The sequence below is a fragment of the Azospirillum rugosum genome (assembly GCF_017876155.1).
In the GTDB taxonomy this organism is placed as follows: Bacteria; Pseudomonadota; Alphaproteobacteria; order Azospirillales; family Azospirillaceae; genus Azospirillum; species Azospirillum rugosum.
The window spans coordinates 267,385-290,364 of record NZ_JAGINP010000006.1; the positions used below are offsets into that span (position 1 = coordinate 267,385).

A 22,980-nucleotide genomic window follows, 5' to 3' on the forward strand; every position below is an offset into this window, starting at 1 on the left:
GGCGGTCAGGCGCCCAGGACGCTGCGGTCGTTCTTCGCCATCAGCGCCTGGAAGTACGGGCCGAGCTTCGCGTCATCGAACCCGAAGGCCTGCTGGAACCGCGCGATGAGGTCGCGTTCCCCCTGTTCGGCCTCCCCATCGGCCATGGCGCTGTCGATCATGTTCAGCAGGATGCACAGGCGCTGCTGTTCGTTGAGGTTCGGCGCGGCATCCTCAAGAAACCGCTCGGCCGGCGTGCTGCGCGCGTATTTGAAGCAGCGGTCCAGTTCCTCACGCGTCGCGTTGCGGCCCAGGACGGAGATGAGGTGCCCCACCTCCTCCGGATCGATCTCGCCGTCGGACCCCATGCAGTAGATCAGGGACACGACCAGCGCGCGCCGCGGGTTGAGGTCGAGCGGAGCCGAACCCTTGAAACGGTCGAAAAGACCCATTGAACCATCCCCCCAAAGTTACGTTCGGCGCACATATGGGGGTGACGCCTTCGGTCTCAAGATGGGGGCCTGCGGCCGCTCGCCTCATGCCGGCGGCACCGGAAGGCGCCTCCCTTGTAGCAGAACCCAGTGATCGCAACCGATCACTGGGCCTCAGTCGCCGGCGCGGGCCTCCGCCCGCTTGGCTCCGCGGGCATGGGCCCGCGCGGCGGCGGTCGCCGCCGTTACCAAGTCTCGATGAGTTATCCTCATCGAGACTTGGCCTTACATCAGCCCCTGCGCCTTGAAGCTCGCGTGCTTGCCCCGGCCGACGATGACGTGGTCGTGCACCGTGACGCCGACGGCGTGGGCGGCGCGCACGATCTCCTTGGTCATTTCGATGTCGGCGCGGCTGGGCGTCGGGTCGCCGGAGGGATGATTGTGCACCAGGATGATGGCGCTGGCCGACAGCTCCAGCGCGCGCTTCACGACCTCGCGCGGGTAGACCGGCGTGTGGTCCACGGTGCCGGTCTGCTGCACCTCGTCGGCGATCAGCTTGTTCTTGCGGTCGAGGAACAGCAGGCGGAACTGCTCCGTCGGCTTGTGCGCCATGGCGGCGGTGCAATAGTCCAGCAGCGCCTGCCAGGAGGCCAGCACCGGCCGGTTCATCACCCGCTGCCGCATGCCGCGCAGCCCCGCCGCCCCGACCACCCGGATCATGGCGACGGCCTTGTCCGACGCCAGCGACACGCCGTCCACGTTGTAGCCGCGCAGCCGTTCCGGCGGCGCGTTGACGACGCTCCACAGGTCCCCGAACTCCCGGATCAGGGCCTTGGCGAGCGGCTTCACGTCGCGGCGCGGGTTGACCGCGAAGAGGATCATCTCCAGCAGCTCATGGTCCTGGAGCGCGTCCGGCCCGCCCTCCAGGAAGCGGGTGTAGAGCCGCCCCCGGTGCCCCTGGTAATGGGCATCGTCCTCTTTCGCGGGGGAGGCGGGGGGAGGGTCCAGCTCCAACCCGAAGAGATCCGCGCCCGCGATGCCCGCCGACGCGCCCGCGTCCCCCATGCCCTTCCTGGTTTTGCGTTCGGCCATTCCGGCGCCGTCCTACATAGGTGTGCGCCGGACTATACCTCTTCCGCGGGAAAATCGCAGCGGAACTGCGAGGAAATGCCCGCTCACACCGCGGCCTTGGCGCCTTCCGCGGGAAGCTCGTAGGGCGGCTTGGTGTAGCCGGCGGGGGAGAGGGTGAAGATCTCGCAGCCGTCCTTGGTCACGCCGATGGAATGCTCGAACTGGGCCGACAGGGACTTGTCCTTGGTCACGGCGGTCCAGCCGTCGCCCAGGATCTTCACGTCGTAGCGACCGGCGTTGATCATCGGCTCGATGGTGAAGATCATGCCTTCCCTCAGCACCACGCCGGTGCCGGGGTTGCCGAAATGCAGGACCGACGGCGGCTCGTGGAAGACGCGCCCCAGCCCGTGGCCGCAGAAGTCGCGCACGACGGAGAAGCGGTGGCCTTCCGCGAAGGTCTGGATCGCGTGGCCGACGTCGCCCAGCGTGGCGCCCGGCTTCACCTGGGCAATGCCGATCATCAGCGCGTCGTAGGTGACCTCCACCAGCTTCTTCGCCTTCACGCCGACGTCGCCGCACAGGTACATGCGGCTGCTGTCGCCGTACCATCCCTCAAGGATCGGCGTGACGTCGATGTTCAGGATGTCGCCGTTCATCAGCCGCTTCTCGCCCGGAATGCCGTGGCAGACGACGTGGTTCACGGAGATGCAGTTCGCCTTCGGGAAGCCGCGGTAGCCGAGCGGCGCCGGCACGCCGCCGTGGTCGCGGATGTACTGCTCCAGCAGCCGGTCCAGCTCGCCGGTGGTGACGCCCGGCTGCACGTAGGGCGTGATGAAGTCGAGCGTCGCGGCGGCCAGCCGTCCGGCCTTGCGCATGCCCTCGAAGTCCTCCGGCCCGTGGATCCGGATGCGATGGGAATCGAGGTCGTTGTGGTCCAAGAGAGTAGCCCCTGTTGATCGGCCCTGCGGCCGGTAAGCAAAAACGTCGCGCACCCGTCCCGGCGGTCAGTCCATGCGGATCGGCAGCGGCCGGTCCAGCTCGATCGCCTCGGGTGTGATCCTACAGGACCAGCACACGGCTTCCACCCCCGATTCGCGCGCGCGGCGCAGGCCTGCGTCGTAGGTGGGGTCGATGTCGGCGGTAACCCGGAAGTAGGCGCAGTCGTTCCGCTGGACAAGGTACACCATCACGGCCCGCGCGCCCTGGCGCACCATCTCGGTCATCTCCTCCAGGTGCTTGGCGCCGCGGGCGGTGACGCAGTCCGGGAACTCGGCGCCCAGACCATCACCAATGTGCGGCCGGCGCAGGTGGACGTTCTTCACCTCCACATAGACCGGCGGGCGGCCATCCTCTTCCAGCAGCACGTCGATCCGGGAGTTCTTGCCGTACTTCACCTCGCGCCGCAGCCGGGGGTAGCCGGCCAGCTCCGGGATCGTGCCGGCGGCGATCGCCGTGGCGACCAGCCCGTTGGGGTGCGCGGTGTTGACCCCCACAAGCGTGCCGTCGGCCTCCACCAGCTCCAGCGTGTGGGCGAGCTTGCGGTTCGGGTTGTCCGACCGCGACAGCCAGACGGCGGAGCCCGGCGCGTCCACGCCGATCATGCTGCCGGAGTTGGGAACGTGGGCGGTCACGATTTCGCCGCCTGGCTCGCCACCCAGCTCGACATCGGCAAGGAAGCGTTTGTAGCGGCGGACGAGGCGGCCTTGAAGGAGGGGGGTGGGGAAGCGCATCTTGTGGGCTAGGTTAAAGCCGACCCCCTCCTTCCGGCAAGCCCGCCGGACCAACCCCCGCGCCATCCGAGACCGGAGCCGTCCGCGCATGACCACGCCTGAATCGAATCCCGCGTCCAACCCGACCGCCGCCATCCTGATCATCGGCAACGAGATCCTGTCCGGCCGCACCAAGGATGCCAACCTGCCGCACATCGCGGAAAAGCTGGGCGGGATCGGCGTCCGCCTGCGCGAAGCCCGTGTCGTCCCGGACGTGGAGGAGGAGATCATCGCGGCGCTGGACGCGCTGCGCGCCCGCTACAGCTACGTCTTCACCACCGGCGGCATCGGCCCGACCCACGACGACATCACCTCGGCCTGCGTCGCCAAGGCCTTCGGCGTGGCGCTGGAGCGCAACCCGGAGGCCGTCGCCCGGCTGGAACGGCACTACGGCGACCCGTCCAAGCTGAACGAGGCGCGGCTGCGCATGGCCAACATCCCGGCCGGGGGCGAGCTGATCGACAACCCGATCAGCGCGGCGCCGGGTTTCCGCATCGGCAACGTCTTCGTCATGGCCGGCGTGCCGAACATCATGCAGGCGATGCTCGACGGCGTCCTGCCGCGCCTGAAGGGCGGCCCGGCCCTGCACGCCCGCACCGTGGCCTGCGAACTGGCGGAAGGCGTGATCGCCGCCGACCTGGGCGCGCTCCAGGACCGGTATCCGGAGCTGGAGATCGGCAGCTACCCCTATTTCCGGAACGGCTATTTCGGCGTCAGCCTCGTCCTGCGCGGCACCGACGAACCCCGGCTGGAAGCTGCGACGGAGGAGCTGGCGGGCATCGTGCGCCGGCTGGGCGGCACGCCAAACGTCACGGTCGGTGCGAAAGGATAGGCATCGGGTATAGTTCGGAAGTTGCTCGGTGCGGCATATTGTCGCGACACTATACAAAACTATGTTGGGACGAGAGTGAGTGACGATGTGAAGCGTCGTGCCATGAAGCCTTTCGAAAAAGCGGCCATCCTGTTCCTGTTGAAGCACCTGCTGTCGGGGGCCGCCGGGGCCGTCGTGCTCGGCACCGGTCTCCTCGTGTTAGACGTCGCCAACCTGGCGACGCTGATGGGCAGCAGCGATCACGGCATCATCGCCGCGGTGATGCTGTACGCCGGGCTGATCGTCACCTTCGGCAGCGTGGCGATGGGGATCGGCGTGATGACCCTGAACGAGGACACGCGTCCCTGACGCGCGGGCCGCGCTGCGGCCGGCCTAAAAGGGACCAAAGGTCTGGTAGGCCCAGACCAGAATTACGATGGCGGCGGTCCAGGCGGCCGCGTAGGGCATCCATGTGCGCCGGTTCCGGCTCAGTGCCGCCGGCACGACGAGCACCGCCACCATCAGCAGACTGACCAGCCCCAGCCAGTTGAACGACTCCATCCCGACCCTCCGGTAATCGTTGAGGTTGCGTGGGAAAAATATGGTGATTCCGTCCCAAGCGCGCACGGTTCTTGACCAAACGCCTCCCGATTGTCTAAGTCAATCGGGCGGAACGGACGGCTGCATACAATAATATGCAACCCCGGCGGGCGCGTTTACTCACGCCCCCACACCGATCCGCCGACGGTGCGCGGGCGTGGCGGAATTGGTAGACGCAAGGGACTTAAAATCCCTCACCCTTTGGTATGCGGGTTCGAGTCCCGCCGCCCGCACCAGACTGGCCAACAAAAGACTGGCCGGCAAAGCGATGGCTCGAAGCGCTTCAATTCGGTGCCGACCAGCGTTGCCGTCGCGCTTACAGCACGAACTGCACCACCTGATAGATCACGACCCACGGTGCGGCAATCAACACCGCCCAGGTGGCGACCAACGGCATTCCAGTCAGCTTTTTCACCGTCCGCTCATCGCGAGACGAGGTGGAGTCGATCGGATCGAGGGTCGGGATGTACTGGGACATGATTGCCTGCCGGTCTGTTTGTGGCGGTAGGATGCCCGGGGACCCGTTAACGGCGATTGAAGTTGAGGGCAACGGAGGCGGGCAATTGTGTCTTACCGCCACCGGAAAATCCCGGGCTATGAGCCACGCCACTGGCTTGCGGTTCTACCGGCGCCATTCGTGATCAAACGCAAAAGCCCTGACCGGCGGGGATGTCCGGTCAGGGCTTCGGGAAAGGACGAAGCGAGGGCGGGGTTACTTCTGGATGCCGAAGGCGTTCTGCTTACCCGCGCCCGCCCCGGCCCGCACTGGATCGATCGTCACGCCCCGGCCTTGATCGCCTCGACCATGGCGGTGAAGACGGCCTTCGCCTCCGCGGCGCTCCGGGATGGCAACTCGGCCCGCCCAGCCTCATAGACCAGCGCGCCGTCCGGGGCGGATTGCATGACATCGAGAAGCGCGTCCAGCACCTCCTCCGGCGACGAGGCGCCGGACGCGACCGAAGGGGCCGCCGTTTTGATCCACCGCGCCAATCTGTCACGCATTGATTGTTCTGCCGAAACGCTCACGCCCGCTCCGCCTGTTCAGCAAATCCTGGCGCGACGATACGGCCGCCCGCCAGCGCTGTCACCGGTGATGACAGCGCGCCGCTGCCCGAACGAAAGGCCGCGCCCAAGCCGTCCACCCAGCCGGCCTGATCCGGAAGGGTGGTTTTGGAAACCGTCTGTTAACCATGTCTGCGTATCCTGCGACTTTCCGTCCTTTTCCGTACGAGAATCGCCGCCATGCTGTCCGATACGTCCCTGCGGGTTGACGACCTGACGTCGGAGGAAGTCGCCACCATCGCGCACGCCTACCTCGCGGCGCTTGATGAGGGCGAGCACGAAACGGCGTTCGACGTGGCCCTGGACGCCCTGCGCGCCTGCCGGCCGCAGCTGCCGCTGAACGTGGCCGCCGCGGAGCTGGAAATGCTGCTCGCCGAACTGCCGCCGATCGCGGCGCAGGCGACGACCTTGCCGCGCGACTCCGTCGCCCTGGCGTAAGCCACCCAAAGGAAAAGGCCCTGTCCCCGAACCACGGGGCAGGGCCTTTTCCTTTTTTGAACAGCCGGTTCATGGTGTCCAGGTGCGCGCCTCGCGACACCGACGGGCCGGCGGTGACCGGCGTGTTGATCTCCGCCCGCGCGTCCAGGAGGACCCGCGCGCGATCATGGCCGTCGCGCAGGATCACTCCCATGCTGTGGCCGAGCAACGACCCGCCGAGCGCCGTCTTCAGCGCGTCCGGCCAGCCGTCGGTCACCCCGCTCCCTACAGCCCCGTCCGCGGCTTGGCCCGGTCGGTCGCCGTGTCGGTGGTCTTGTCAGCCGTCTTGGTCACGCCCGGATCGATCAGCGGCTGGAGCGCCGGGGCGATGCTCTTCAGCAGCTGGGCGGGCAGGGCGCTGGTGAAGTGGTAGTTGTCGGCCTCCGGCCCGTGCACGAAGGCGGTCATGGTGCCGAAGAAGCGGTCGCCGATGTAAAAGGCGAAGGTCGCCGTGCGGTTCACCGCGCGCGATTCGATCAGGTGGCCGCCGGGGCCGTAGCGGTCGAGCCGGTGGTCGCCCGTGCCGGTCTTGCCGCCCATCGGGATGACCTGCCCCGACGCGTCCTTGAAGGAGCCCCAGACCCGCTTGGCCGTGCCGTTCTGCGCCACGTCCATCAGCGCCTTGCGCAGAGTCGCCGCCACCTCCGGCTTCATCACGCGCTGGCCGCGCATTTCGCCCAGCCCGACGATCGCCTCATACGGTGTGCCAGCGGCGAAATGCAGCTTCTTCACTCGCACGGTCGGCTGGCGGACGCCATCGTTCTGGATGATGCCCACCAGCTCCGCCAGCGCCGCCGGCCGGTCGGCGGAGCTGCCGATGGCGGTGGCGAAGGACGGCACCAGCGTTTCGAAGGGGTATCCCAGCTTGCGCCACTGCTCGGTGATGCGCTGGAACGCCTCTTCCTCCAGGCCGATGCGGATGCGCGTGTTCTGCGCGGCCTGGCCCTTCTTGAACAGCCACTTGTAGCTTTCCTGCCGCTGCTGGGCGCTGGCCTCCAGCACCTCCTGCCGCTTGGCCTCGGGGTGCTTTTGCAGGTAGGCGACCAGCCACAGCTCCAGCGGGTGGACGCGCGCGAGGTAGCCAAGGTCGTTCAGCGGGAACTTGTCCGGCCCGTACTTGGCATGGAGCGACGCGATGTCGCCGTCGTCCAGCTTGGCCTCGGGCAGGCGGGCGCGCAGGAAGGCGCCGAACTCCTTCACACTCGCCTGCGGCCGCACGAACCGGTGGATCACCGCCAGCCGGTGCGGCATGGGGCGGGACCGGCTGGCCAGCATGGTCAGCGCCTCGTCCGGCGTGCGCTTGCGGTAGCTGTTGTAGAAGCGGTTCAGGAAGTCGCTGCCCTCCTTGTCCGCGAAGCGGGCGAGGTAGGCCTGGCGGGCCGGATGGTCGGGGTTGTGCAGGATGTCGGTCGAATCGTCGCCGCCCTCCGCCATGTAGAACTGCACGATGTCGCGCATCAGGCGGATGAAGGGCAGGTTGACGGAGTTCCGCAGCGCCTCCGTCAGCGGCATGATGCTGCCGTTGTCCCTGGGGTTGAAGTTCACGAAGGTGTGGACGCCGCCGCCGGTGAAGAAGGCCTCCCCCGGGCTCGCCGAATAGCGGCGCTCCATGGCGGCGTCGAGCATGGCGCCGAGGCTGCGGCTGGGGCTGGCGGCCAGCCAGTTCGCCGCCCAGCGCGTCAGGTTGTCGGACGCCTCCTCCTCCACGTCGGCCAGGAAGTCCTTGGGCAGGTGGGCGTAGCGGGTGTGCAGCTCCGCGACGATCTCCAGGTAGGTGGACAGCGTGCGCAGCTTCGCGGTGGACCCCAGGTCGAGCTTGGCGCCCTCGTTGATGTCCAGCGGCTGGTCCAGGTTGTCGGCCTGGACGCGCAGATAGTTGGCGTCCGGCCCGCGCTCGTACAGCGTGACGGAGTAGATGATCTTCGACAGGTCGCTGTTCTTGACGTCCAGCAGCCGCTCGCCGGTCAGGCCCATCTGCGCGGCGAAGGCCGGCTCGTTCAGCTTGGCCAGCACCTCCACCACGCGCTGCTGGGTGGGGGCGTCCAGCGTGCTCTCCGCCGTCAGGTCGGTGCGGTCGAGCTGGTAGAGGCTGGGTACGCCCAGCATGGACAGCAGGCGCGCGCGGATGGCGTTGGTCGCCTTCTGCTCCACGAAGTTGGCGCTTTGCGGCTGCGGCGGCTCCTCCCGGAACTTCAGCGTCAGGCCAAGGGCGGCGTCGCGCAGCGCCTCGTCGATGACGCCGGCCTGCTGGAGCACGCGCAGGTGGCTGTTCGCCAGCCGCTCCAGCGCCTGCCGGTCCTGGATCAGGTAGTAGGAGGGGCGGCGCTGGGCCAGCAGCAGACTGAGCACCTGCTTGTAGGCCAAGGCCTTCAGCTGCAATGCGCGGGCGTCCGCCGGCTCCTCCGACAGCACCTTCTCGGCGATGGCGAGGTCGGTGCCGAACCAGGCCCACAGCCCGTCGCCCAGCCCGTTCACCTCGCCGAACCCGGCCCGCGCGGTCAGCGGCGTGGAGTTCAGGTAGTCCACCAGGATGCGGCGGCGGTGCGCGCCCGTCTCCTCCCCGTCGAGGTAGGAGCGCACGCTGGCCGACAGCATCTGGCGCAGCTTCTCCGTCACGCCGGTGGTCTGGCCGTCGGGGGAATGCCGGTACTTCTCGATCTGCGTGGCGAGCGTGGAGCCGCCGGGGGAGCGCGAGCCGGGCTTCAGCCACTGCACCGGCAGCATCAGCACGGCGCCGGCGAAGCGGTCCCACTCCACCGCCGGGTTGCGGCGCGGCTCGTCCTCGTTCAGCAGCTCGCGGTTTTCGATGAACAGCAGGGTCTTGGCGACCAGCGGCGGCACGTCCTCGAAGCTGGCGAAGGTCCGCTCCGGGTAGCGGGCGGAGAACATGGTGGCGCCGCTGCGGTCCAGCAGAGTGAAGCCGGCCCGAGTCTTCTCGTGGTAGATGGGGAAGCCGCCCGCGGCCATGAAGGAATCGAGCTTCGGCGAGATCTGCGCCTGCATCTCGATTGCGTACATGTCGTCGGTCAGCGACTTCAGGTAGCCCGGCAGGCCGATGTAGCCGAGCCGCTCGTTGTAGGGGCCCTGGGTGGGGGTGCGCGCGGCCGGGTTCGGCCCCTCGCGCAGGGTGTAGGTCATGTCGCGGGCGTAGGCGGAGAGCAGCCGGGCCTGCAACCGCGAGGAGTTCATCTCCTCCCGCGCGGCATAGCCGACGCCGGCCGCCGTCGCCGCGAAGGCTAAACCCCAGATTGCACGGCGCCACCACACCCGAGTCATGTCGGCTCCAGCCTGTCCTTCGCGGATTGCTACGAAAACCACCGCGAATTCGTTAAAATCCCGGCGAACTTCGCCAAGCGTTACGGCCGAAATGTAGGGGTCGGTTGGTTAACAACCTGTGTAACTCTTTCCCGTTAAGGCTGTCGATACCACCTCGAAATCGGCGTAACACCAATTTGTGGCGCGTCGTGGCGCCGATGCCACGGTTTCTCTTCTGGGTGGTGTTGTTAAGACTGCCGAACCCTTACGGTTTGCGTGCGCGGCACCGCTTCGTCGTTCGGGACAGTCGAACGGGGTTCGTCCGAGTTTCGCTCAAATTCCGAATGGCGACCTTGGCCGGACGGGTGTGACTCCGCATTCTCCGGAAGTCCTGCCCATTCGTGGATGCCCTGTTCGTCGCGGCGCTGGCCGCAGGCATCGCCGGCCCGATGCTGCTGGAAGCGCTGGCCTCGCAGAGGCCGATCACGAAGGCGGCGCTGGTGGGGAAGGTGTGAGGGGCGGGTGGTGAAGTGGTTGCGTTGGGCCCCCACCCAACCCTCCCCCACCTTCGGCGCTACGGTATGCACACGTTTCGCCATTGCGGTAAGTGCCTGATACAGTGGAGGAAAAGCCCCTCTCCCTTGAGGGGAGAGGGGTTTGGGGTGAGGGTGGCGCCGGCCACAGGCCGGCCGGAACCATCCACCGCGGCCGGGTCTGAGATTTTCTCCGGGCTGCCGCCCGTAACGACCCCTCACCCCAACCCCTCTCCCCCAAGGGGAGAGGGGCTTTTTCCTTGCTGCTCAATGCATTATCGCATCCGCGAGATGTGTGCATACCGTAGACCTTCGGCGGGGGAGGGCTTTAAGGGGTGTGCTGCGGAGTTCCCTCCCCCGCGAAGTGGGGGAGGGTTGGGTGGGGGCCCAACGCGACGACCTAAGCGATCACCGCCCCAACAGCTCCTTCGCCTTCTCCGCAATCTCCGCCAACGGCACTTCGACCTGCTCGCCCTTCACCAGATGCTTCAGCGTCGCCGTGCCGCGGGCCTTCTCGTCCGAGCCCATCAAGACCACGACCGGGATCCCTGCGCGGTCCGCGTACTTCATCTGCTTGGCGATCTTGCCGCCGTCCAGCTGGATTTCCGTGTTGATGCCGGCCGCGCGCAGTTCCGTTGCCAGACGGTAGTAATCGGCCGACAGCGCCGGGTCCATCTGGGTCACCAGCACCTCGGCCGTGGCGCCGCCGTCCTTGATGATGCCGGCTTCCATCAGCTGGTAGAACAGGCGGGTGGCGCCGATGGAGATGCCCACACCCGGCAGCTTCGACTTGGTGTAGTGGCTCGCCAGGTTGTCGTAGCGCCCGCCGGAGCAGACGCTGCCAATGCCCGGATGGTCGTTCAGGAAGGTCTCGTAGACCGTGCCGGTGTAGTAGTCGAGCCCGCGCGCGATGGCGAGGTTGATGCGCACCACGCCGTCCGGCACCTGGAAGGCCTTCAGCCCCTCGATGACCGTGGTCAGCTCCGACACGCCCTGGCGGAAGGTCTCGTTGTCGATGCCCAGCGCGTTCAGCGCGGCCAGCGTCTCCTCGTTCGTGTCCTTGGCGTCGATCAGCGACAGAATCTTCTCCGCCGCGTCCGGCGCCATGCCGAGGCCGGTCAGGCTGTCGCGCACCTTGTCGCGGCCGATCTTGTCCAGCTTGTCGATCTCGCGCAGGACCAGGACGCGCTTCTCCGCGTCGTCGACGCCGAGGCCGTCGAGCAGGCCCAGCAGCACCTTGCGGTTGTTCACGTTGATGGTGAAGCCGCCAAAGTCCAGCTCGCTGAAGACGTGGTAGATGACCGCCGGGATTTCCGCGTCGTAGTGCGGCGACAGGCTGTCCTTGCCGATCACGTCGATGTCGCACTGGTAGAATTCGCGGAACCGGCCGCGCTGCGCGCGCTCCCCGCGGTAGACGCGCTGGATCTGGTAGCGGCGGAAGGGGAAGGCGAGGTCGCGCTCATGCTCCGCCACATAGCGGGCGAGCGGCACGGTCAGGTCGAAGCGCAGCGCGATGTCCGGCTTGTGGCCCTGCTGGATCGCGCCGGTGGACTGCACGAAATAGACCTGCTTCTCCGTCTCGCCGCCGGACTTGGTCAGCAGCGTCTCCACCGTCTCGAAGACCGGAGTCTCGACCGGGACGAAGCCGAACCGCTCGTAGCCGCGGCGGATGGTGTCGAGCAGACGCTGGAAGGCCACCTGCTGGCGCGGCAGCAGCTCCATCGTTCCGGGCGGGGTGCGGGGGGTGATCAGGCTCATCGGCGCGGGTCCGGCTTCGAAGATCTCACGGAAGGGCACGGTTTTAGCGGCTTTCCGTGAAGGCCGGAAGGGGCTAGAACACCGGCAACCCCAGTTCTTGTCCGCGCCGGAGCCGCCATGCCCACCGATCGTCTCGTCCTTCGCCGTCCCGACGACTGGCACGTGCACCTGCGCGACGGCGCCATGCTGAAGGCCGTGCTGCCCTTCACCGCCCGCCAGTTCGGCCGCGCCATCATCATGCCGAACCTGAAGCCGCCGGTGACCCGCACCGCCGACGCCGTGGCCTATCGGGAGCGCATCCTGGCGGCCCTGCCGGACGGGATGGCCTTCACGCCGCTGATGACCGCCTACCTGACCGACGGCACCGACGCCGACGACCTGGCGCAGGGCTTCCAGGACGGCGTCTTCACCGCGGCGAAGCTCTACCCGGCCAACGCCACCACCAACAGCGCGCACGGCGTCACCGACCTCGGCAAGATCGCCGGGGTGCTGGAGCGCATGGCCGAGATCGGCATGCCGCTGCTGATCCACGGCGAGGTCACCGACGCCCACGTCGACATCTTCGACCGCGAGGCCGTGTTCATCGACAAGGTGCTTTCTCCGCTGCTGGAGCGGCACAAGACCCTGCGCGTGGTGCTGGAGCACTGCACCACGGCCGAGGCCGTGGCCTTCGTGCGCGACCACGCCGCCTCTCGCCGCGTCGGGGCGACCATCACGGCGCACCACCTGCTGATCAACCGCAGCCACATCTTCCAGGGTGGCATCCGCCCGCACCTCTACTGCCTGCCGATCGCCAAGCGTGAGACTCACCGCGTGGCGCTGCTGGAGGCCGCGACCTCCGGCGAAGGGCCGTTCTTCCTGGGCACCGACACCGCCCCGCACGCCGTCACCGCGAAGGAGAGCGCCTGCGGCTGCGCCGGCTGCTTCACCGCCGCCAACGCGCTGGAACTGTACGCCGAGGCCTTCGAGCAGGCCGGCGCGCTGGACAAGCTGGAGGCCTTCGCCAGCCTGAACGGCCCGCGTTTCTACGGCCTGCCGGTCGCCGAGGACAAGGTCGTGCTGGAGCGCCGGGAGTCCACCACGCCGGACATCGTGCTGACCGCCGACGGCGACGCCGTGCTGCCCTTCCGCAGCGGCGAGACCATGCGCTGGTCCTTCGCCGGGGCGGCCTGACCGGTGGCGGGCGGCCTCGACGCCCTCATCGCGAAGGCTTACGGCGCCGCCCTTGACACACTGGGCGAGCGGCCGACGCGAGAGGGCGTGCTGGCCGCCATCCGCGCCGGCCACGAGGCCGCGCAGGGACTGATCGACGAGACCGCGGCGGAGGTGGCCGCGTCCGGCCGGCGCGTCGGCTGCAAGTCCGGCTGTTCCTTCTGCTGCCACCAGCACATCGCGGCCAGCCCCGCGGAACTGCTGGGCGTTTTCGACGCCGTTTCGTCCTGGCCCGCCGACCGCCAAGCCGACCTGCGCCGCCGCCTGGACCAGGACGCCCCCCGCATTGCCCCCCTGAGCCACGCAGAGCGCCGCGCCGCCCGCATCCCCTGCGCGATGCTGGACCGCAAGTCAGGGCTGTGCACGGCCTACACGGCGCGGCCCATCCCCTGCCGCTCCCACCTGTCCCTGCTGCGCACCGCCTGCGAGCGGGAGTTCCGCAACAAGGGCACGCTCCGCCCCGGCGACAAGCCGGTGCCCGTGCTTCAGGAGCCGAAACCGCTGGCCGGCGCCGTCCTGGTCGCCGTCGAACTGGCGCTGGACCAACGCGGCCTGAGCGTGGAACCGACCGAGCTGTCCCTCGGCCTGCACGCCGCGCTGGCCGACCCGACCCTGTTCGACCGCTGGCTGGCCGGCGAGTCCCCCTTCCCGGTGCTGGCGCCCCCGCCGGAAAGCCGCCGCGCGAGGCTGGGCCTGACCTACACGGCGATGATCCGGGCGGAGCGGGAGCGGCTGTTTCAAAAGTGAGTCGTAGGTTGGGTGGAGCGTCAGCGCAACCCAACACAGCCCGCCTTGCTAGGTCTGTTGGGTTGCGCCTGCGGCTCCACCCAACCTACGATTGCTGTCATGGGGCATGGCGTGTCGCGTTGGGCCCCCACCCTAACCCTCCCCCACCTTCGGCGAGGGAGGGAACTGCCGCTGCGCGACCCTGAAAGCCCTCCCCCGCGAAGTGGGGGAGGGTTGGGTGGGGGCCCAACGCGACGATTTCCGCAGCCGCTAGAACAAACTGCCCTGCACCGGCGCCCGCGTGGGCTTTTTCGGCTCCGCCTTGGGCTTCTCGGCCCTAGGCTTCGGAGCCTCCTTCGGCGGCTCCACCCTCGGCGCGCCATCCACGGTCGCGGCGGCCTTGCCGTCGGCGAAGACCAGCGACACCGACAGGCCCGGCACGGCCTGCGCCGCGCTGGTCAGGGGCTTGCCGTCCGCCGCCTCCACCAGGGCGAATCCACGCGCCAGCACGCCCTTGTAGGAATAGCTTTCCAGCAGCTGCCCGACCCCGCCCAGCTTGGCCGCCCGGTCCTCCACGGCCTTGCCGTAGCTGCGCTCCAGCCGGGGTTTCAGATCCTCCAGCCGACGGCCGCCCTCGCTGACGCGGATGCGCACGGGGCCGAGCGTCAGCCGGGCGCCCACCCGCTCGTACCGGCCGCGCGCGGCCATGACCGCCTGCCGCAGCGCACCGTCCAGCGCGCGGCTTTCCGACGCGAGCCGCTCGCCCGCCTGCATCAGCTTCTCCCGCGGGTGGCGGAGCTTCGCGCCCAACTCACCCACACGGGTGCGGCGGCGCTCCAGCAGGCTGGCGGCGGCGAGCGCCAGCCGCTCCGCACGGTCGTCCAGCCGCTGCGCGTGGCCCTCCAGCAGGGCGCGCGGGTCGCCCAGGCCGCGGGCAAGCCCTTCGACGCGCGTGCGCCGTTCCGCGATCAGCCGGTTGGCGCAGCCGAGCAGGCGGCGTTCGTCATCCAGCACCTGGGCCAGCAGCTCCGCCCGCACCGGCACGGCCATTTCCGCTGCCGCGGTCGGGGTCGGCGCGCGGCGGTCGGAGGCGAAGTCGATCAGCGTCGTGTCGGTCTCGTGCCCAACCGCGGAGATCAGCGGGATGCGGCTGGCCGCCGCCGCGCGGACCACATTTTCCTCGTTGAAGGCCATCAGGTCCTCCAGCGAGCCGCCGCCGCGCGCCACGATCAGCAAGTCGGGCCGCGGCACCCGGCCCCCCGGCTGGATGCGGTTGAAGCCCTCGATCGCCGCGGTCACCTCGGCCGCCGCCCGTTCCCCCTGCACGGCGACGGGCCACAGCAGCACCCGGCGCGGGAAGCGGTCGTGCAGCCGGTGCAGGATGTCGCGGATGACCGCCCCGGTGGGCGACGTGATCACGCCGATGACGTCGGGCAGGAAGGGGATGGGCTTCTTGCGCTCCGGGTCGAACAGCCCTTCCGCGGCGAGTCGCCGCTTGCGCTCCTCCAGCATCTTCAGCAGGGCGCCTTCGCCGGCCAGCTCCATCGACTCGATGACCAGCTGGTACTGCGAGCGGCCCGGGTAGGTGGTCATGCGCCCGGTGACGATGACCTCCAGCCCTTCCTCCGGCCGGATCGCCAGCTTCGACACAGTGCCGCGCCAGCAGACCGCCTCGATCACCGCCGTGTCGTCCTTGAGCCGCAGATAGCAGTGGCCGGAGCTGTGCTTCTTGGGCTGCGAGATCTCCCCGCGCACCCGGACGAAGCCGAACTCGTCCTCGATCGTGCGCTTCAGGCGCCGGGCGAGGTCGCCGACCGAATATTCCGGCAGGTTGGAGCCGGGGCGCGGCTCGGCCGCGATCAGCGGCGTATGATCAAGGTCTTGAGTCATGGCGGCACCATGATACAAGGCGCGGTGTCGGCAACAAGCGTGGAAGGACGGGGTGCCATGAAAGTCCTGGTCGTCGGGTCGGGTGGGCGCGAGCACGCGCTGTGCTGGGCCATTCAGAACTCGCCGCTCTGCGACAAGCTGTACTGCGCCCCCGGCAACGCCGGAATCGCGGACGTCGCGGACTGCGTCGCCATCGGTTCCGAGGATGTGGACTCGCTGGTCCGCTTTGCCAGTGACAACGCGATCGATTTCGTCGTCGTCGGGCCGGAGGGGCCGCTGGTCCTCGGCCTCGTGGACAAGCTGACCGCCATCGGCATCAAGGCCTTCGGCCCCAGCGCCGCGGCGGCGGAGCTTGAGGGCTCCAAGGGCTTCATGAAGGACATCCTGGCCAAGTACGGCGTGCCGACCGCCGCCTATGGCCGCTTCAAGGAGGTGGAGGCCGCCAAGGACTTCGTCCGCAAGAACGGCGCCCCCATCGTGGTGAAGGCCGACGGGCTGGCCGCCGGCAAGGGCGTGACCGTCGCCCGCACGGAGGAGGAGGCCTTCGCCGCCATCGACGAGGCCCTGGTCCAGGGCCGCTTCGGCGCCGCCGGGGCGGAAGTGGTGGTGGAGGAGTTCCTGGAAGGGGAGGAGGTCAGCTTCTTCGCGCTGTGCGACGGCGAATCGGCCCTGCCGCTGGTCTCCGCCCAGGACCACAAGGCGGTCGGCGACGGCGACACCGGCCCGAACACCGGCGGCATGGGCGCCTACTCCCCGGCCCCGGCCCTGACGCCCGACCTCCAGGCCCGCGTGATGCGCGAGATCGTCGATCCGACCGTCCGCGGCATGGCCGCCGAGGGCCGCCCCTTCAAGGGCGTGCTGTTCGCCGGCCTGATGATCGTGAAGGACGCCGCCGGCAACCCGGTGCCGAAGACGCTGGAGTTCAACGTCCGCTTCGGCGACCCGGAATGCCAGACGCTGATGATGCGCCTGAAGTCCGACGCGCTCGCCGCCCTGGTTGCCGCTGCCGACGGACAGCTGAAGAACATCGACCTGCGCTGGCACGACCAGACCGCGCTCTGCGTCGTCATGGCCGCCAAGGGCTACCCCGGCGACTACGTCAAGAACACGGAGATCCGGGGCTTTGAGGCCGCCAACGCGGTGGAGGGCGTGACCGTCTTCCACGCCGGCACGAAGCGCGCCGACGATGGCCGGGTGTTGTCCACCGGCGGCCGCGTGCTGGGCGTGACGGCGCTGGCTCCGACCGTGGCCGAGGCGCAGAAGCGCGCCTACACGGCCGTGGACGCGCTGGACTGGCCGGACGGCTTCTGCCGCCGCGACATCGGCTGGCGGGCGGTGGGGCGCTGACGGGAGAGTCGGTGAGGGGATGACCTTGCGCCGAGCGGGAGTTGAATTTCGACTTTCCTTTTTCTCCTTTCTGGTTATACCCTTCTGTCGAAAGCATGGGCTTGTGCGAGTGAGTGGCATGCGTTTTTCCTATGAGCCAAAGCGTGATGCGCGTGACCGGAAAATCAAGCATGAATGGAATGAGGATCACGCCGGCTTCGTGACCGACAGGGCTGGCAACCCTGAGGGAAAATGTCCGGCGAACATCGATATTGAGCAGGCCGAGGCTCTCTTGAATGACGGTATCCCGGACAGCCCACCCGAATGGTTCAAAGAACATCCGAAATATTTTTACAACATTCACGACGGTGTGATTTACAAGGCTGTGGAAACCAACCCGGGCAAGTCGTACCATGCTTACCCATGTCGTGGGCCGCGGTCTCGGGATATGACGGCTCGGATGCAGCGCCGGCTGTTGGAAAAGGCGCAGCAGAAAAATTGCTTGAGTGCCATACAAACGTGGTTCGCGGATAACCCGTAATGACCCAGAACAACCCCGTATTCGATCTGAGCATCCGGTGGGACAATGAAGCGCCAGCCGGTACGGCTTTCACAGCGACCGCGGGCGAGGCGGTGTTGCGCGTCGGAACGCACGTCGTGTGGGGGAGAACCGACGATCTTGGCGTCCATTGGCACTGGATCGATCTTCTGGCATTCCTTTCCGAGAACTGGCTGGCGTTGACCCTGGAGCAGCATTACCCACTGCCCGTGAAGCCGTTTTTGCCGCATCTTCTCCGTGCGACTGCCGACCGCCGTTGGGAGATGGAGCGGCGGGCCGGGGCCATTTTGGAGGAGCGCTATCTCGACGAAGAAGAGAAGGTGTTCTGGTTTGAGAACCGCCACAACATCGCCCGGGCGGTTGAGGGACTTGTGGTGCCAGATGTCTTCGTTATGCGCCAGAATCACCTGATTGTCGTCAGTGGAAAAGATTTCTCGGAATATTTTGATTATAATCTGTTCGTTCAGATGTTGACCGGTATTGGAAATCAAATCGCAGATCGTCTTCGCGGAATTGACGATCCGATTGCCGTCGAGCGGGTACGTGAATGGGATGCAAGGCTCCCCGAATTTTCGGAAGCGGCCGCACGCCTCTATACCGGCGCGAGCGGTGAATTCCTGCGTAAGGTCGCGGCGAATGATAACCTGAGTTCTTTTTACAACGGTGAGTACCGCAAGGTTCGCGAGACTCCCATATTGGCGGCCGCCAGAATGGCCTGGAACGCGTCCATGTCCCCGGAAAGCGCCCGGACGGTTCTGACCACCCTTCGCAGGCAGCCGAAGGTGTCGTCTCCAGACTTGGAGAGATTGCGTGCGGCGAAGCCCGTGACCCCGCGTGATCGAAAGCCCGCTCAAGCTGGCCGCGAACTGGCTGAATGGCTGCATAAGCAGTTGTTTCCGTCGGGTTTGAGCGAGGCATCGCTGAAGGCCATTGACCCGGCGGCGATCCTGATGCGCTGGGACGTGCCCGTGATTCAGCTGGATTTTGCCGATGATGGGATCGACGCCGTCTCCTGCTGGGGGGAGGAATTAGGGCCTGTCGTTCTGCTGAACGCGGAGAGCAGCCGAAACCGTCGGGAAAGCGGCAAGCGTGCAACTCTAGCTCACGAGATATGCCATCTCATTTTTGACTACCACAACGGTCTGCCGTTTGCCGATGTGGTAGGGGGTGTCGATGACGATGATGTGGAGAAGCGGGCGCGGGCCTTTGCCGCCGAGTTCCTGCTGCCGTCCAATTTCCTGGCGAATCGCTTCTCCCGTGATATGGAATTGGGACGGTGGGTTGAATCCATCGCCCTGGCCTTTAATGTCAGCAACGAAATCGTCGTGTGGCAATTGAAGCGGTCGAAAATCGAAGGTCGTCTCAGCGACTCCGATAAGGCCATTCTGCGTCAGTACGTATCTTCTCCTCAAAACCTGTTTTAAAAAGTTTCACTTCAGGTTGTTCCGGTCGTGGGAGTGACGGTCAATCATTTTAAAGAATGACCCATTCGATAGGATCATTCTGTTGCCTGACCCGCGCACGCTTTATGTCGGCTCATCAGTTGTGAAGCAAAGCCCTCAGCCGGGCCGCCTCCCCCTGAAGAACTCCCGCAGCATATCCCCCGCCCGCGTCTCGTCGATGCCGCCGTAGACCTCCGGCGCATGATGGCAGGTGGGCTGGGTGTAGAAGCGCGGGCCGTGCTCCACGCCGCCGCCCTTGGGGTCGTAGGCGCCGAAATAGACGCGGCGCAGCCGGGCGAAGCTGATCGCGGCGGCGCAGAGCGCGCAGGGCTCCAGCGTGACGTAGAGGTCGAGGCCGGGCAAGCGCGGCTCCCCCAGCGCGGCGCAGGCCTGGCGGATGGCCAGAACCTCGGCGTGGGCGGTGGGGTCGTTCAGCTCCTCCGTCCGGTTGCCGGCGCGGCCGAGCACGGCGCCGGTCGCCGGATCGACCACGACGGCGCCGACCGGCACCTCGCCGCGGGCGGCGGCGGCCTCGGCTTCCGCGAAGGCGGCTTCCATGGGGGAGGGGTGTGCGCGCATCACCGCAAGATGGCGGGCGGCTTCCGCCGTCGTCAAGGAGCGGATCTCCATCCCGCGCTGTTGAGACCAAGGTCGGCGCCACGCCGGCCCAATCCAACGCAGGAGGCATCCCATGGACAACCACGTCTACAAGAAGGTCGAAATCGTCGGCACGGCGGACACCTCCATCGACGACGCGATCCGCAACGGGATCCAGCGCGCCGCCAAGACGCTGAAGAACGTCGACTGGTTCGAGGTGGGGGAGATCCGCGGCAACGTTCAGGGCGGGACAGTCGCGCAGTTCCAGGTCGTTCTGAAGGTCGGCTTCCGGCTGGAAGAATAACGGAACAAAGTGCTGTGCCATGGGTTGCGGCCGGAACGGTCAAGCCCTATGGTCCGTGCCCATGGACAGCCCCGATCTCGAACATTCCGAACAGACTGCCGCCGAGCCTGATGCCGGCGAGCGAATCGCCAAGCGGCTGGCGCGCGCGGGCCTGTGCTCGCGCCGCGACGCCGAGCGCTGGATCACCGAAGGCCGCGTCGCCGTCAACGGCACGACGCTCGACAGCCCGGCCTGCGTGGTGCGGCCGGGCGACATCGTGCAGGTGGACGGCAAGGTCATTCCGGAGCCGGAACCGGCCCGCCTGTGGCGCTATCACAAGCCGTCGGGCCTGGTCACCACCGCCCGCGACGAGAAGGGGCGCGCCACCGTCTTCGAGCGGCTGCCGCCGGACATGCCGCGCGTGATCTCCATCGGCCGCCTCGACCTGACGACCGAAGGGCTGCTGCTGCTGACCAACGACGGGGAACTGGCCCGCTTCCTGGAGCTGCCGGCCACGGGCTGGACGCGTCGGTACCGCGTGCGCGTCTTCGGCGAGGTCGACGAGAAGAAGCTGGCCGACCTGGAGAAGGGCCCGACCATCGAGGGCGTGAAGTACGGCCCGATCGAGGCGGCGCTTGACCGCATCCAGGGCCGCAACGCCTGGCTGACGGTCAGCCTGAAGGAAGGCAAGAACCGCGAGATCCGCAAGGTGATGGAGGCGCTGGGCCTCCAGGTGAACCGCCTGATCCGCGTCGCCTACGGCCCCTTCCAGCTGGGCAAGCTGGAGGAGGGCGCCGTCGAGGAGGTGCCGAAGCGCGTGGTGCGGGAGCAGGTCTCCCGCTTCTTCACCGGCGCCGACCCGGCGGAGGAGGCGAAGCCCAAGACCGGTGGTCGGAACGGCGGCAAGGCCGCGGCGAAGGCGGAAGGCGCGACAGCGTCGGCCAAGGCTCCGGTGAAGGCTCCGGCAAAGGCGGCCAAGCCGCGCGACGCCAAGGCCGGCTGGGCGAAGGCGGAGCCGAAGGCCGCGTCCAAGGTTGCCCCTGGGCGCCGTGGCCCGGCCAAGCCTGGCCCGGCGAAGCCTGCGGCGGGTGCTCCGTCGGGAGAAGGACGGGGCACGCTCAGCCTGAAGGGGGGAAAGCCGAAGCCCGGTGGCGGTCCCCAGGGCCCGAAGCCGCGCGGCCCCGGTGGGCGCGGCGGCCCCGGAAAGACCGACGGCGGCGGAAGAACAGAGGGCGGCGGACGGCCGGAGCGGGCCCGTGCGGATCGTCGGCGGTAGGCACCGCGGCCGGCGGCTGGCCGCCCCGGCCGGGCGCGACACGCGGCCGACCACCGACCGCACCCGCGAATCCATCTTCAACATCCTGGCCCACGCGGACTGGGGGCTGGACGGCGCCGACCCGGTCGAGGGCGCCGTCCTGGTGGACGCCTTCTGCGGCACCGGCGCCCTGGGGCTTGAGGCGCTGTCGCGGGGCGCCGCGCATGGCAGCTTCCTCGACATGGGCCGCGCCGCCCTGGACGCCGTCCGCGCCAACATCGCGGAACTGGGGGAGGGGGAGCGCGCCGCCGTGCTGCGCGCCGACGCCACCCGGCCGCCGGCCCCGCGTCGTCCCTGCACGCTTGCCTTCCTCGACCCCCCTTACGGCCAGGATCTGGCGCCGCAGGCGATGGAAGGGCTGGCAAAGGCCAGCTGGCTGGCGCCCGGCGCCGTGCTGGTCGTGGAGGTCGGGGACCGCGACCCGCTGCCCCCGCCGCCGGGCTTCACCATCCTGGACGAGCGCCGCTACGGCGACACCCGCGTCGTCTTCCTGCGTTATGAGCCCGCTCAGGAGTAGGTGAACAGGCCCGCGGTGACCTGGCTGCGCGCGAGGCCGGCCAGGGTCAGCTGGTCGCCGCCGCCGAAGTCGAGCACGGCGCTGCCGCTGCCGTCGGTGCCCAGGCTGTAGGTCATGCCCTTGGTCAGGTTGATGCGGTCGCCTTGCGCGCTGCTGAAGTCGGCGATGCGGTCGCGCCCGCCGCCGCGCGTGAAGACGAAGACGTCGGCCCCGGCGCCGCCCCACAGCGTGTCGTTGCCGGCGTCCCCCCACAGCGTGTCGTTGCCGAGGTCGCCCATCAGCAGGTCGGTCCCCGCGCCGCCGTGGAGCAGGTCGTCGCCCGCCCCGCCGTGCAGCGAATCTTTGCCGTCGCCGCCCCACAGCGTGTCGCGCCCGTCGGTGCCCCACAGCTCGTCATTCCCGCCCAGCCCGTACAGCGCGTCGTTCCCGGCGCCGCCGTAAAGGGTGTCGTTGGCCGCGCCGCCGTTCAGGGTCTGGTCCTTGGGCGCGTCGACGATGCTGTAGGTCCGGCCGGTGAACATCTCCGCGTAATAGTCGATGGAGTTCATGTAGTTGGGGCGCAGCGTGCCGGTGAGGTCCGACATGATCGTGCCGGGGGCCGCGAAGTTGCCGTAGGTGGCGCCGCCCGCATACTCGTCGAAGCAGCCGATCATGTGCCCGAACTCATGCGCCGCCAGCTCGTCCTGGTAATCCGGGCCCCAGTCGGTCTCGGTGTACCAGTTCAGCATGTCGCAGCGGCCGTTGGCGTTGATGACGTTCACGTCGTACTGCTGGGTCCCCGCGGCCACGAACTGCACATCGAAGCGGATGCCGTAGCTGTTGGTGCCGTCCGACAGGCTGAACTTGTTGTTCCAGAGGTTCTCGATCCCCTGTTCCCACACCTGCTGGAGGCTGCCGGCGGTGCCGCCCTGCAGGTGGATGCGCGTCTGCACCGTGAAGGCCGAACCGTCGAAGCCCAGGTCGTACTTCACGTCCCAGGAAAAGCCGCCATCGGCCCGGGTCTCGGTGTAGTTGACGGAGGCGGGCGCAAAGGCCGCCGGGGCGCCGGCGAGCGCTGCCGTCGGGGTCGCTAGCGGGGTGGCAGTCTGTGTGCCGGACGGCGACGAGACGGCGTTGCCGAGCGAGTAGCTGACGGCCTTCTTTTGGTTCTTCATGGCGCTGACCCCCAAATCCCCGATGTCATCCTGCGTCCGGCCCCCGGCCGACCTGGGGCATCATGCGGGCAGTTTGGGGGGCCTTCTTGTGACCTTAACTATACCTTAACCAAATGATGACCGGCGTAGGACGCCCTTGGTCGTAGGAGTTATGGCGTCCGGGCACCTTGGCCGGTCGGCGCTGTTGTCCGCCTAGGACGTCGCAGACCGGTT

Annotated in this window: 23 protein-coding genes and 1 tRNA gene; 12 read left to right on the forward strand and 12 right to left on the reverse strand. The window is 67.9% G+C overall.

From position 1 onward, the window contains the following. Nucleotides 1-5: 5 nt before the first annotated feature. From J2851_RS10990 to sfsA, 4 genes are all read right to left on the reverse strand, one after another. Entirely contained in the window at nucleotides 6-431 is a 426-nt protein-coding gene (locus J2851_RS10990) for a tellurite resistance TerB family protein (protein WP_209766305.1), read from the reverse strand. 264 nt (nucleotides 432-695) lie between these two features. Then, complete coding sequence (gene radC / locus J2851_RS10995) at nucleotides 696-1,502, reverse strand: RadC family protein (protein WP_209766306.1); 807 nt, start codon at nucleotides 1,500-1,502, stop codon at nucleotides 696-698. 83 nt (nucleotides 1,503-1,585) lie between these two features. After that, nucleotides 1,586-2,419 (reverse strand): type I methionyl aminopeptidase, encoded by an 834-nt coding sequence (gene map / locus J2851_RS11000; protein WP_209766307.1) that lies wholly within the window; start codon nucleotides 2,417-2,419, stop codon nucleotides 1,586-1,588. Nucleotides 2,420-2,485: 66 nt separating this feature from the next. Next, nucleotides 2,486-3,211 carry a DNA/RNA nuclease SfsA gene (gene sfsA / locus J2851_RS11005; protein WP_209766308.1) on the reverse strand — a complete coding sequence of 242 codons (726 nt, stop codon included), beginning with the start codon at nucleotides 3,209-3,211 and terminating at the stop codon, nucleotides 2,486-2,488. A gap of 88 nt (nucleotides 3,212-3,299) precedes the next feature. Here sfsA and J2851_RS11010 point away from each other — a divergent pair, with 88 nt between their 5' ends. Next, on the forward strand, nucleotides 3,300-4,082 hold the full coding sequence (locus J2851_RS11010) for a competence/damage-inducible protein A (protein ID WP_209766309.1): 783 nt from the start codon (nucleotides 3,300-3,302) through the stop codon (nucleotides 4,080-4,082). Between the two features lie 102 nt (nucleotides 4,083-4,184). Beyond that, nucleotides 4,185-4,430 (forward strand): hypothetical protein, encoded by a 246-nt coding sequence (locus J2851_RS11015; RefSeq protein WP_209766310.1) that lies wholly within the window; start codon nucleotides 4,185-4,187, stop codon nucleotides 4,428-4,430. A gap of 24 nt (nucleotides 4,431-4,454) precedes the next feature. On the opposite strand, the gene J2851_RS11020 is transcribed toward J2851_RS11015, so the two are convergent. Continuing rightward, a complete protein-coding gene (locus J2851_RS11020; protein WP_209766311.1) occupies nucleotides 4,455-4,622 on the reverse strand; it encodes a hypothetical protein in 168 nt (55 codons plus the stop codon). Between the two features lie 190 nt (nucleotides 4,623-4,812). Here J2851_RS11020 and J2851_RS11025 point away from each other — a divergent pair. Then, nucleotides 4,813-4,897, forward strand: a tRNA-Leu gene (locus J2851_RS11025). A gap of 80 nt (nucleotides 4,898-4,977) precedes the next feature. On the opposite strand, the gene J2851_RS11030 is transcribed toward J2851_RS11025, so the two are convergent. Together J2851_RS11030 and J2851_RS11035 are read right to left on the reverse strand one after the other, a co-directional pair. Then, on the reverse strand, nucleotides 4,978-5,139 hold the full coding sequence (locus J2851_RS11030; protein ID WP_209766312.1) for a hypothetical protein: 162 nt from the start codon (nucleotides 5,137-5,139) through the stop codon (nucleotides 4,978-4,980). 299 nt (nucleotides 5,140-5,438) lie between these two features. Continuing rightward, nucleotides 5,439-5,663: a hypothetical protein gene (locus tag J2851_RS11035; protein WP_209766313.1), complete on the reverse strand. Its 225-nt coding sequence runs from the start codon at nucleotides 5,661-5,663 to the stop codon at nucleotides 5,439-5,441. 240 nt (nucleotides 5,664-5,903) lie between these two features. Between J2851_RS11035 and J2851_RS11040 the strand changes: the two genes are divergently transcribed. After that, nucleotides 5,904-6,161 (forward strand): hypothetical protein, encoded by a 258-nt coding sequence (locus tag J2851_RS11040; protein WP_209766314.1) that lies wholly within the window; start codon nucleotides 5,904-5,906, stop codon nucleotides 6,159-6,161. A 264-nt stretch (nucleotides 6,162-6,425) separates the two neighbouring features. On the opposite strand, the gene J2851_RS11045 is transcribed toward J2851_RS11040, so the two are convergent. Both J2851_RS11045 and hisS read right to left on the reverse strand, forming a co-directional pair. Then, nucleotides 6,426-9,476 carry a transglycosylase domain-containing protein gene (locus tag J2851_RS11045; protein ID WP_209766315.1) on the reverse strand — a complete coding sequence of 1,017 codons (3,051 nt, stop codon included), beginning with the start codon at nucleotides 9,474-9,476 and terminating at the stop codon, nucleotides 6,426-6,428. Nucleotides 9,477-10,396: 920 nt separating this feature from the next. Further along, nucleotides 10,397-11,746 carry a histidine--tRNA ligase gene (hisS, locus tag J2851_RS11050; protein ID WP_209766316.1) on the reverse strand — a complete coding sequence of 450 codons (1,350 nt, stop codon included), beginning with the start codon at nucleotides 11,744-11,746 and terminating at the stop codon, nucleotides 10,397-10,399. 117 nt (nucleotides 11,747-11,863) lie between these two features. On the opposite strand from hisS, the gene pyrC reads away from it, so the two are divergent. Beyond that, nucleotides 11,864-12,919 (forward strand): dihydroorotase, encoded by a 1,056-nt coding sequence (gene pyrC, locus J2851_RS11055; RefSeq protein ID WP_209766317.1) that lies wholly within the window; start codon nucleotides 11,864-11,866, stop codon nucleotides 12,917-12,919. Nucleotides 12,920-12,922: 3 nt separating this feature from the next. Next, nucleotides 12,923-13,705, forward strand: a complete 783-nt coding sequence (locus J2851_RS11060) for a YkgJ family cysteine cluster protein (RefSeq protein WP_209766318.1) — start codon at nucleotides 12,923-12,925, stop codon at nucleotides 13,703-13,705. Nucleotides 13,706-13,954: 249 nt separating this feature from the next. Here the strand turns inward: J2851_RS11060 and xseA are convergent, their stop codons facing one another. Next, nucleotides 13,955-15,574 (reverse strand): exodeoxyribonuclease VII large subunit, encoded by a 1,620-nt coding sequence (gene xseA / locus J2851_RS11065; RefSeq protein ID WP_209766319.1) that lies wholly within the window; start codon nucleotides 15,572-15,574, stop codon nucleotides 13,955-13,957. Nucleotides 15,575-15,631: 57 nt separating this feature from the next. On the opposite strand from xseA, the gene purD reads away from it, so the two are divergent. The 3 genes from purD (at nucleotide 15,632) to J2851_RS11080 (ending at nucleotide 18,883) form a co-directional block, all read left to right on the forward strand. Continuing rightward, nucleotides 15,632-16,921 carry a phosphoribosylamine--glycine ligase gene (gene purD, locus J2851_RS11070; RefSeq protein ID WP_209766320.1) on the forward strand — a complete coding sequence of 430 codons (1,290 nt, stop codon included), beginning with the start codon at nucleotides 15,632-15,634 and terminating at the stop codon, nucleotides 16,919-16,921. A 118-nt stretch (nucleotides 16,922-17,039) separates the two neighbouring features. Next, complete coding sequence (locus J2851_RS11075; RefSeq protein ID WP_209766321.1) at nucleotides 17,040-17,441, forward strand: hypothetical protein; 402 nt, start codon at nucleotides 17,040-17,042, stop codon at nucleotides 17,439-17,441. Beyond that, nucleotides 17,441-18,883: an ImmA/IrrE family metallo-endopeptidase gene (locus J2851_RS11080; RefSeq protein WP_209766322.1), complete on the forward strand. Its 1,443-nt coding sequence runs from the start codon at nucleotides 17,441-17,443 to the stop codon at nucleotides 18,881-18,883. The genes J2851_RS11075 and J2851_RS11080 overlap by 1 nt, the downstream gene beginning before the upstream one ends. 135 nt (nucleotides 18,884-19,018) lie before the next feature. On the opposite strand, the gene J2851_RS11085 is transcribed toward J2851_RS11080, so the two are convergent. Then, nucleotides 19,019-19,459: a nucleoside deaminase gene (locus tag J2851_RS11085; RefSeq protein ID WP_209766358.1), complete on the reverse strand. Its 441-nt coding sequence runs from the start codon at nucleotides 19,457-19,459 to the stop codon at nucleotides 19,019-19,021. Between the two features lie 133 nt (nucleotides 19,460-19,592). On the opposite strand from J2851_RS11085, the gene J2851_RS11090 reads away from it, so the two are divergent. From J2851_RS11090 to rsmD, 3 genes are all read left to right on the forward strand, one after another. After that, nucleotides 19,593-19,802, forward strand: coding sequence for a dodecin (locus J2851_RS11090; protein ID WP_209766323.1), 210 nt, complete (start codon nucleotides 19,593-19,595; stop codon nucleotides 19,800-19,802). Nucleotides 19,803-19,863: 61 nt separating this feature from the next. Then, on the forward strand, nucleotides 19,864-21,057 hold the full coding sequence (locus J2851_RS11095) for a pseudouridine synthase (RefSeq protein WP_209766324.1): 1,194 nt from the start codon (nucleotides 19,864-19,866) through the stop codon (nucleotides 21,055-21,057). Beyond that, nucleotides 21,038-21,613, forward strand: coding sequence for a 16S rRNA (guanine(966)-N(2))-methyltransferase RsmD (gene rsmD / locus J2851_RS11100; RefSeq protein WP_209766325.1), 576 nt, complete (start codon nucleotides 21,038-21,040; stop codon nucleotides 21,611-21,613). The genes J2851_RS11095 and rsmD overlap by 20 nt, the downstream gene beginning before the upstream one ends. Here rsmD and J2851_RS11105 read toward each other — a convergent pair. Beyond that, nucleotides 21,604-22,767, reverse strand: a complete 1,164-nt coding sequence (locus J2851_RS11105) for a calcium-binding protein (RefSeq protein WP_209766326.1) — start codon at nucleotides 22,765-22,767, stop codon at nucleotides 21,604-21,606. The two genes, rsmD and J2851_RS11105, sit on opposite strands and share 10 nt — an antisense overlap. Nucleotides 22,768-22,980 lie beyond the last annotated feature (213 nt).

What these genes read in the sequence shown, in the direction of transcription:
- J2851_RS10990 (WP_209766305.1), bottom strand. Translation starts at nt 431, where the DNA reads ATGGGTCTTTTCGACCGTTTCAAGGGTTCGGCTCCGCTCGACCTCAAC.
- radC (WP_209766306.1), bottom strand. Translation starts at nt 1,502, where the DNA reads ATGGCCGAACGCAAAACCAGGAAGGGCATGGGGGACGCGGGCGCGTCG.
- sfsA (WP_209766308.1), bottom strand. Translation starts at nt 3,211, where the DNA reads ATGCGCTTCCCCACCCCCCTCCTTCAAGGCCGCCTCGTCCGCCGCTAC.
- J2851_RS11010 (WP_209766309.1), top strand. Translation starts at nt 3,300, where the DNA reads ATGACCACGCCTGAATCGAATCCCGCGTCCAACCCGACCGCCGCCATC.
- J2851_RS11015 (WP_209766310.1), top strand. Translation starts at nt 4,185, where the DNA reads ATGAAGCCTTTCGAAAAAGCGGCCATCCTGTTCCTGTTGAAGCACCTG.
- J2851_RS11020 (WP_209766311.1), bottom strand. Translation starts at nt 4,622, where the DNA reads ATGGAGTCGTTCAACTGGCTGGGGCTGGTCAGTCTGCTGATGGTGGCG.
- J2851_RS11030 (WP_209766312.1), bottom strand. Translation starts at nt 5,139, where the DNA reads ATGTCCCAGTACATCCCGACCCTCGATCCGATCGACTCCACCTCGTCT.
- J2851_RS11035 (WP_209766313.1), bottom strand. Translation starts at nt 5,663, where the DNA reads ATGCGTGACAGATTGGCGCGGTGGATCAAAACGGCGGCCCCTTCGGTC.
- J2851_RS11040 (WP_209766314.1), top strand. Translation starts at nt 5,904, where the DNA reads ATGCTGTCCGATACGTCCCTGCGGGTTGACGACCTGACGTCGGAGGAA.
- J2851_RS11045 (WP_209766315.1), bottom strand. Translation starts at nt 9,476, where the DNA reads ATGACTCGGGTGTGGTGGCGCCGTGCAATCTGGGGTTTAGCCTTCGCG.
- hisS (WP_209766316.1), bottom strand. Translation starts at nt 11,746, where the DNA reads ATGAGCCTGATCACCCCCCGCACCCCGCCCGGAACGATGGAGCTGCTG.
- pyrC (WP_209766317.1), top strand. Translation starts at nt 11,864, where the DNA reads ATGCCCACCGATCGTCTCGTCCTTCGCCGTCCCGACGACTGGCACGTG.
- xseA (WP_209766319.1), bottom strand. Translation starts at nt 15,574, where the DNA reads ATGACTCAAGACCTTGATCATACGCCGCTGATCGCGGCCGAGCCGCGC.
- purD (WP_209766320.1), top strand. Translation starts at nt 15,632, where the DNA reads ATGAAAGTCCTGGTCGTCGGGTCGGGTGGGCGCGAGCACGCGCTGTGC.
- J2851_RS11075 (WP_209766321.1), top strand. Translation starts at nt 17,040, where the DNA reads ATGCGTTTTTCCTATGAGCCAAAGCGTGATGCGCGTGACCGGAAAATC.
- J2851_RS11080 (WP_209766322.1), top strand. Translation starts at nt 17,441, where the DNA reads ATGACCCAGAACAACCCCGTATTCGATCTGAGCATCCGGTGGGACAAT.
- J2851_RS11085 (WP_209766358.1), bottom strand. Translation starts at nt 19,459, where the DNA reads ATGGAAGCCGCCTTCGCGGAAGCCGAGGCCGCCGCCGCCCGCGGCGAG.
- J2851_RS11090 (WP_209766323.1), top strand. Translation starts at nt 19,593, where the DNA reads ATGGACAACCACGTCTACAAGAAGGTCGAAATCGTCGGCACGGCGGAC.
- J2851_RS11095 (WP_209766324.1), top strand. Translation starts at nt 19,864, where the DNA reads ATGGACAGCCCCGATCTCGAACATTCCGAACAGACTGCCGCCGAGCCT.
- J2851_RS11105 (WP_209766326.1), bottom strand. Translation starts at nt 22,767, where the DNA reads ATGAAGAACCAAAAGAAGGCCGTCAGCTACTCGCTCGGCAACGCCGTC.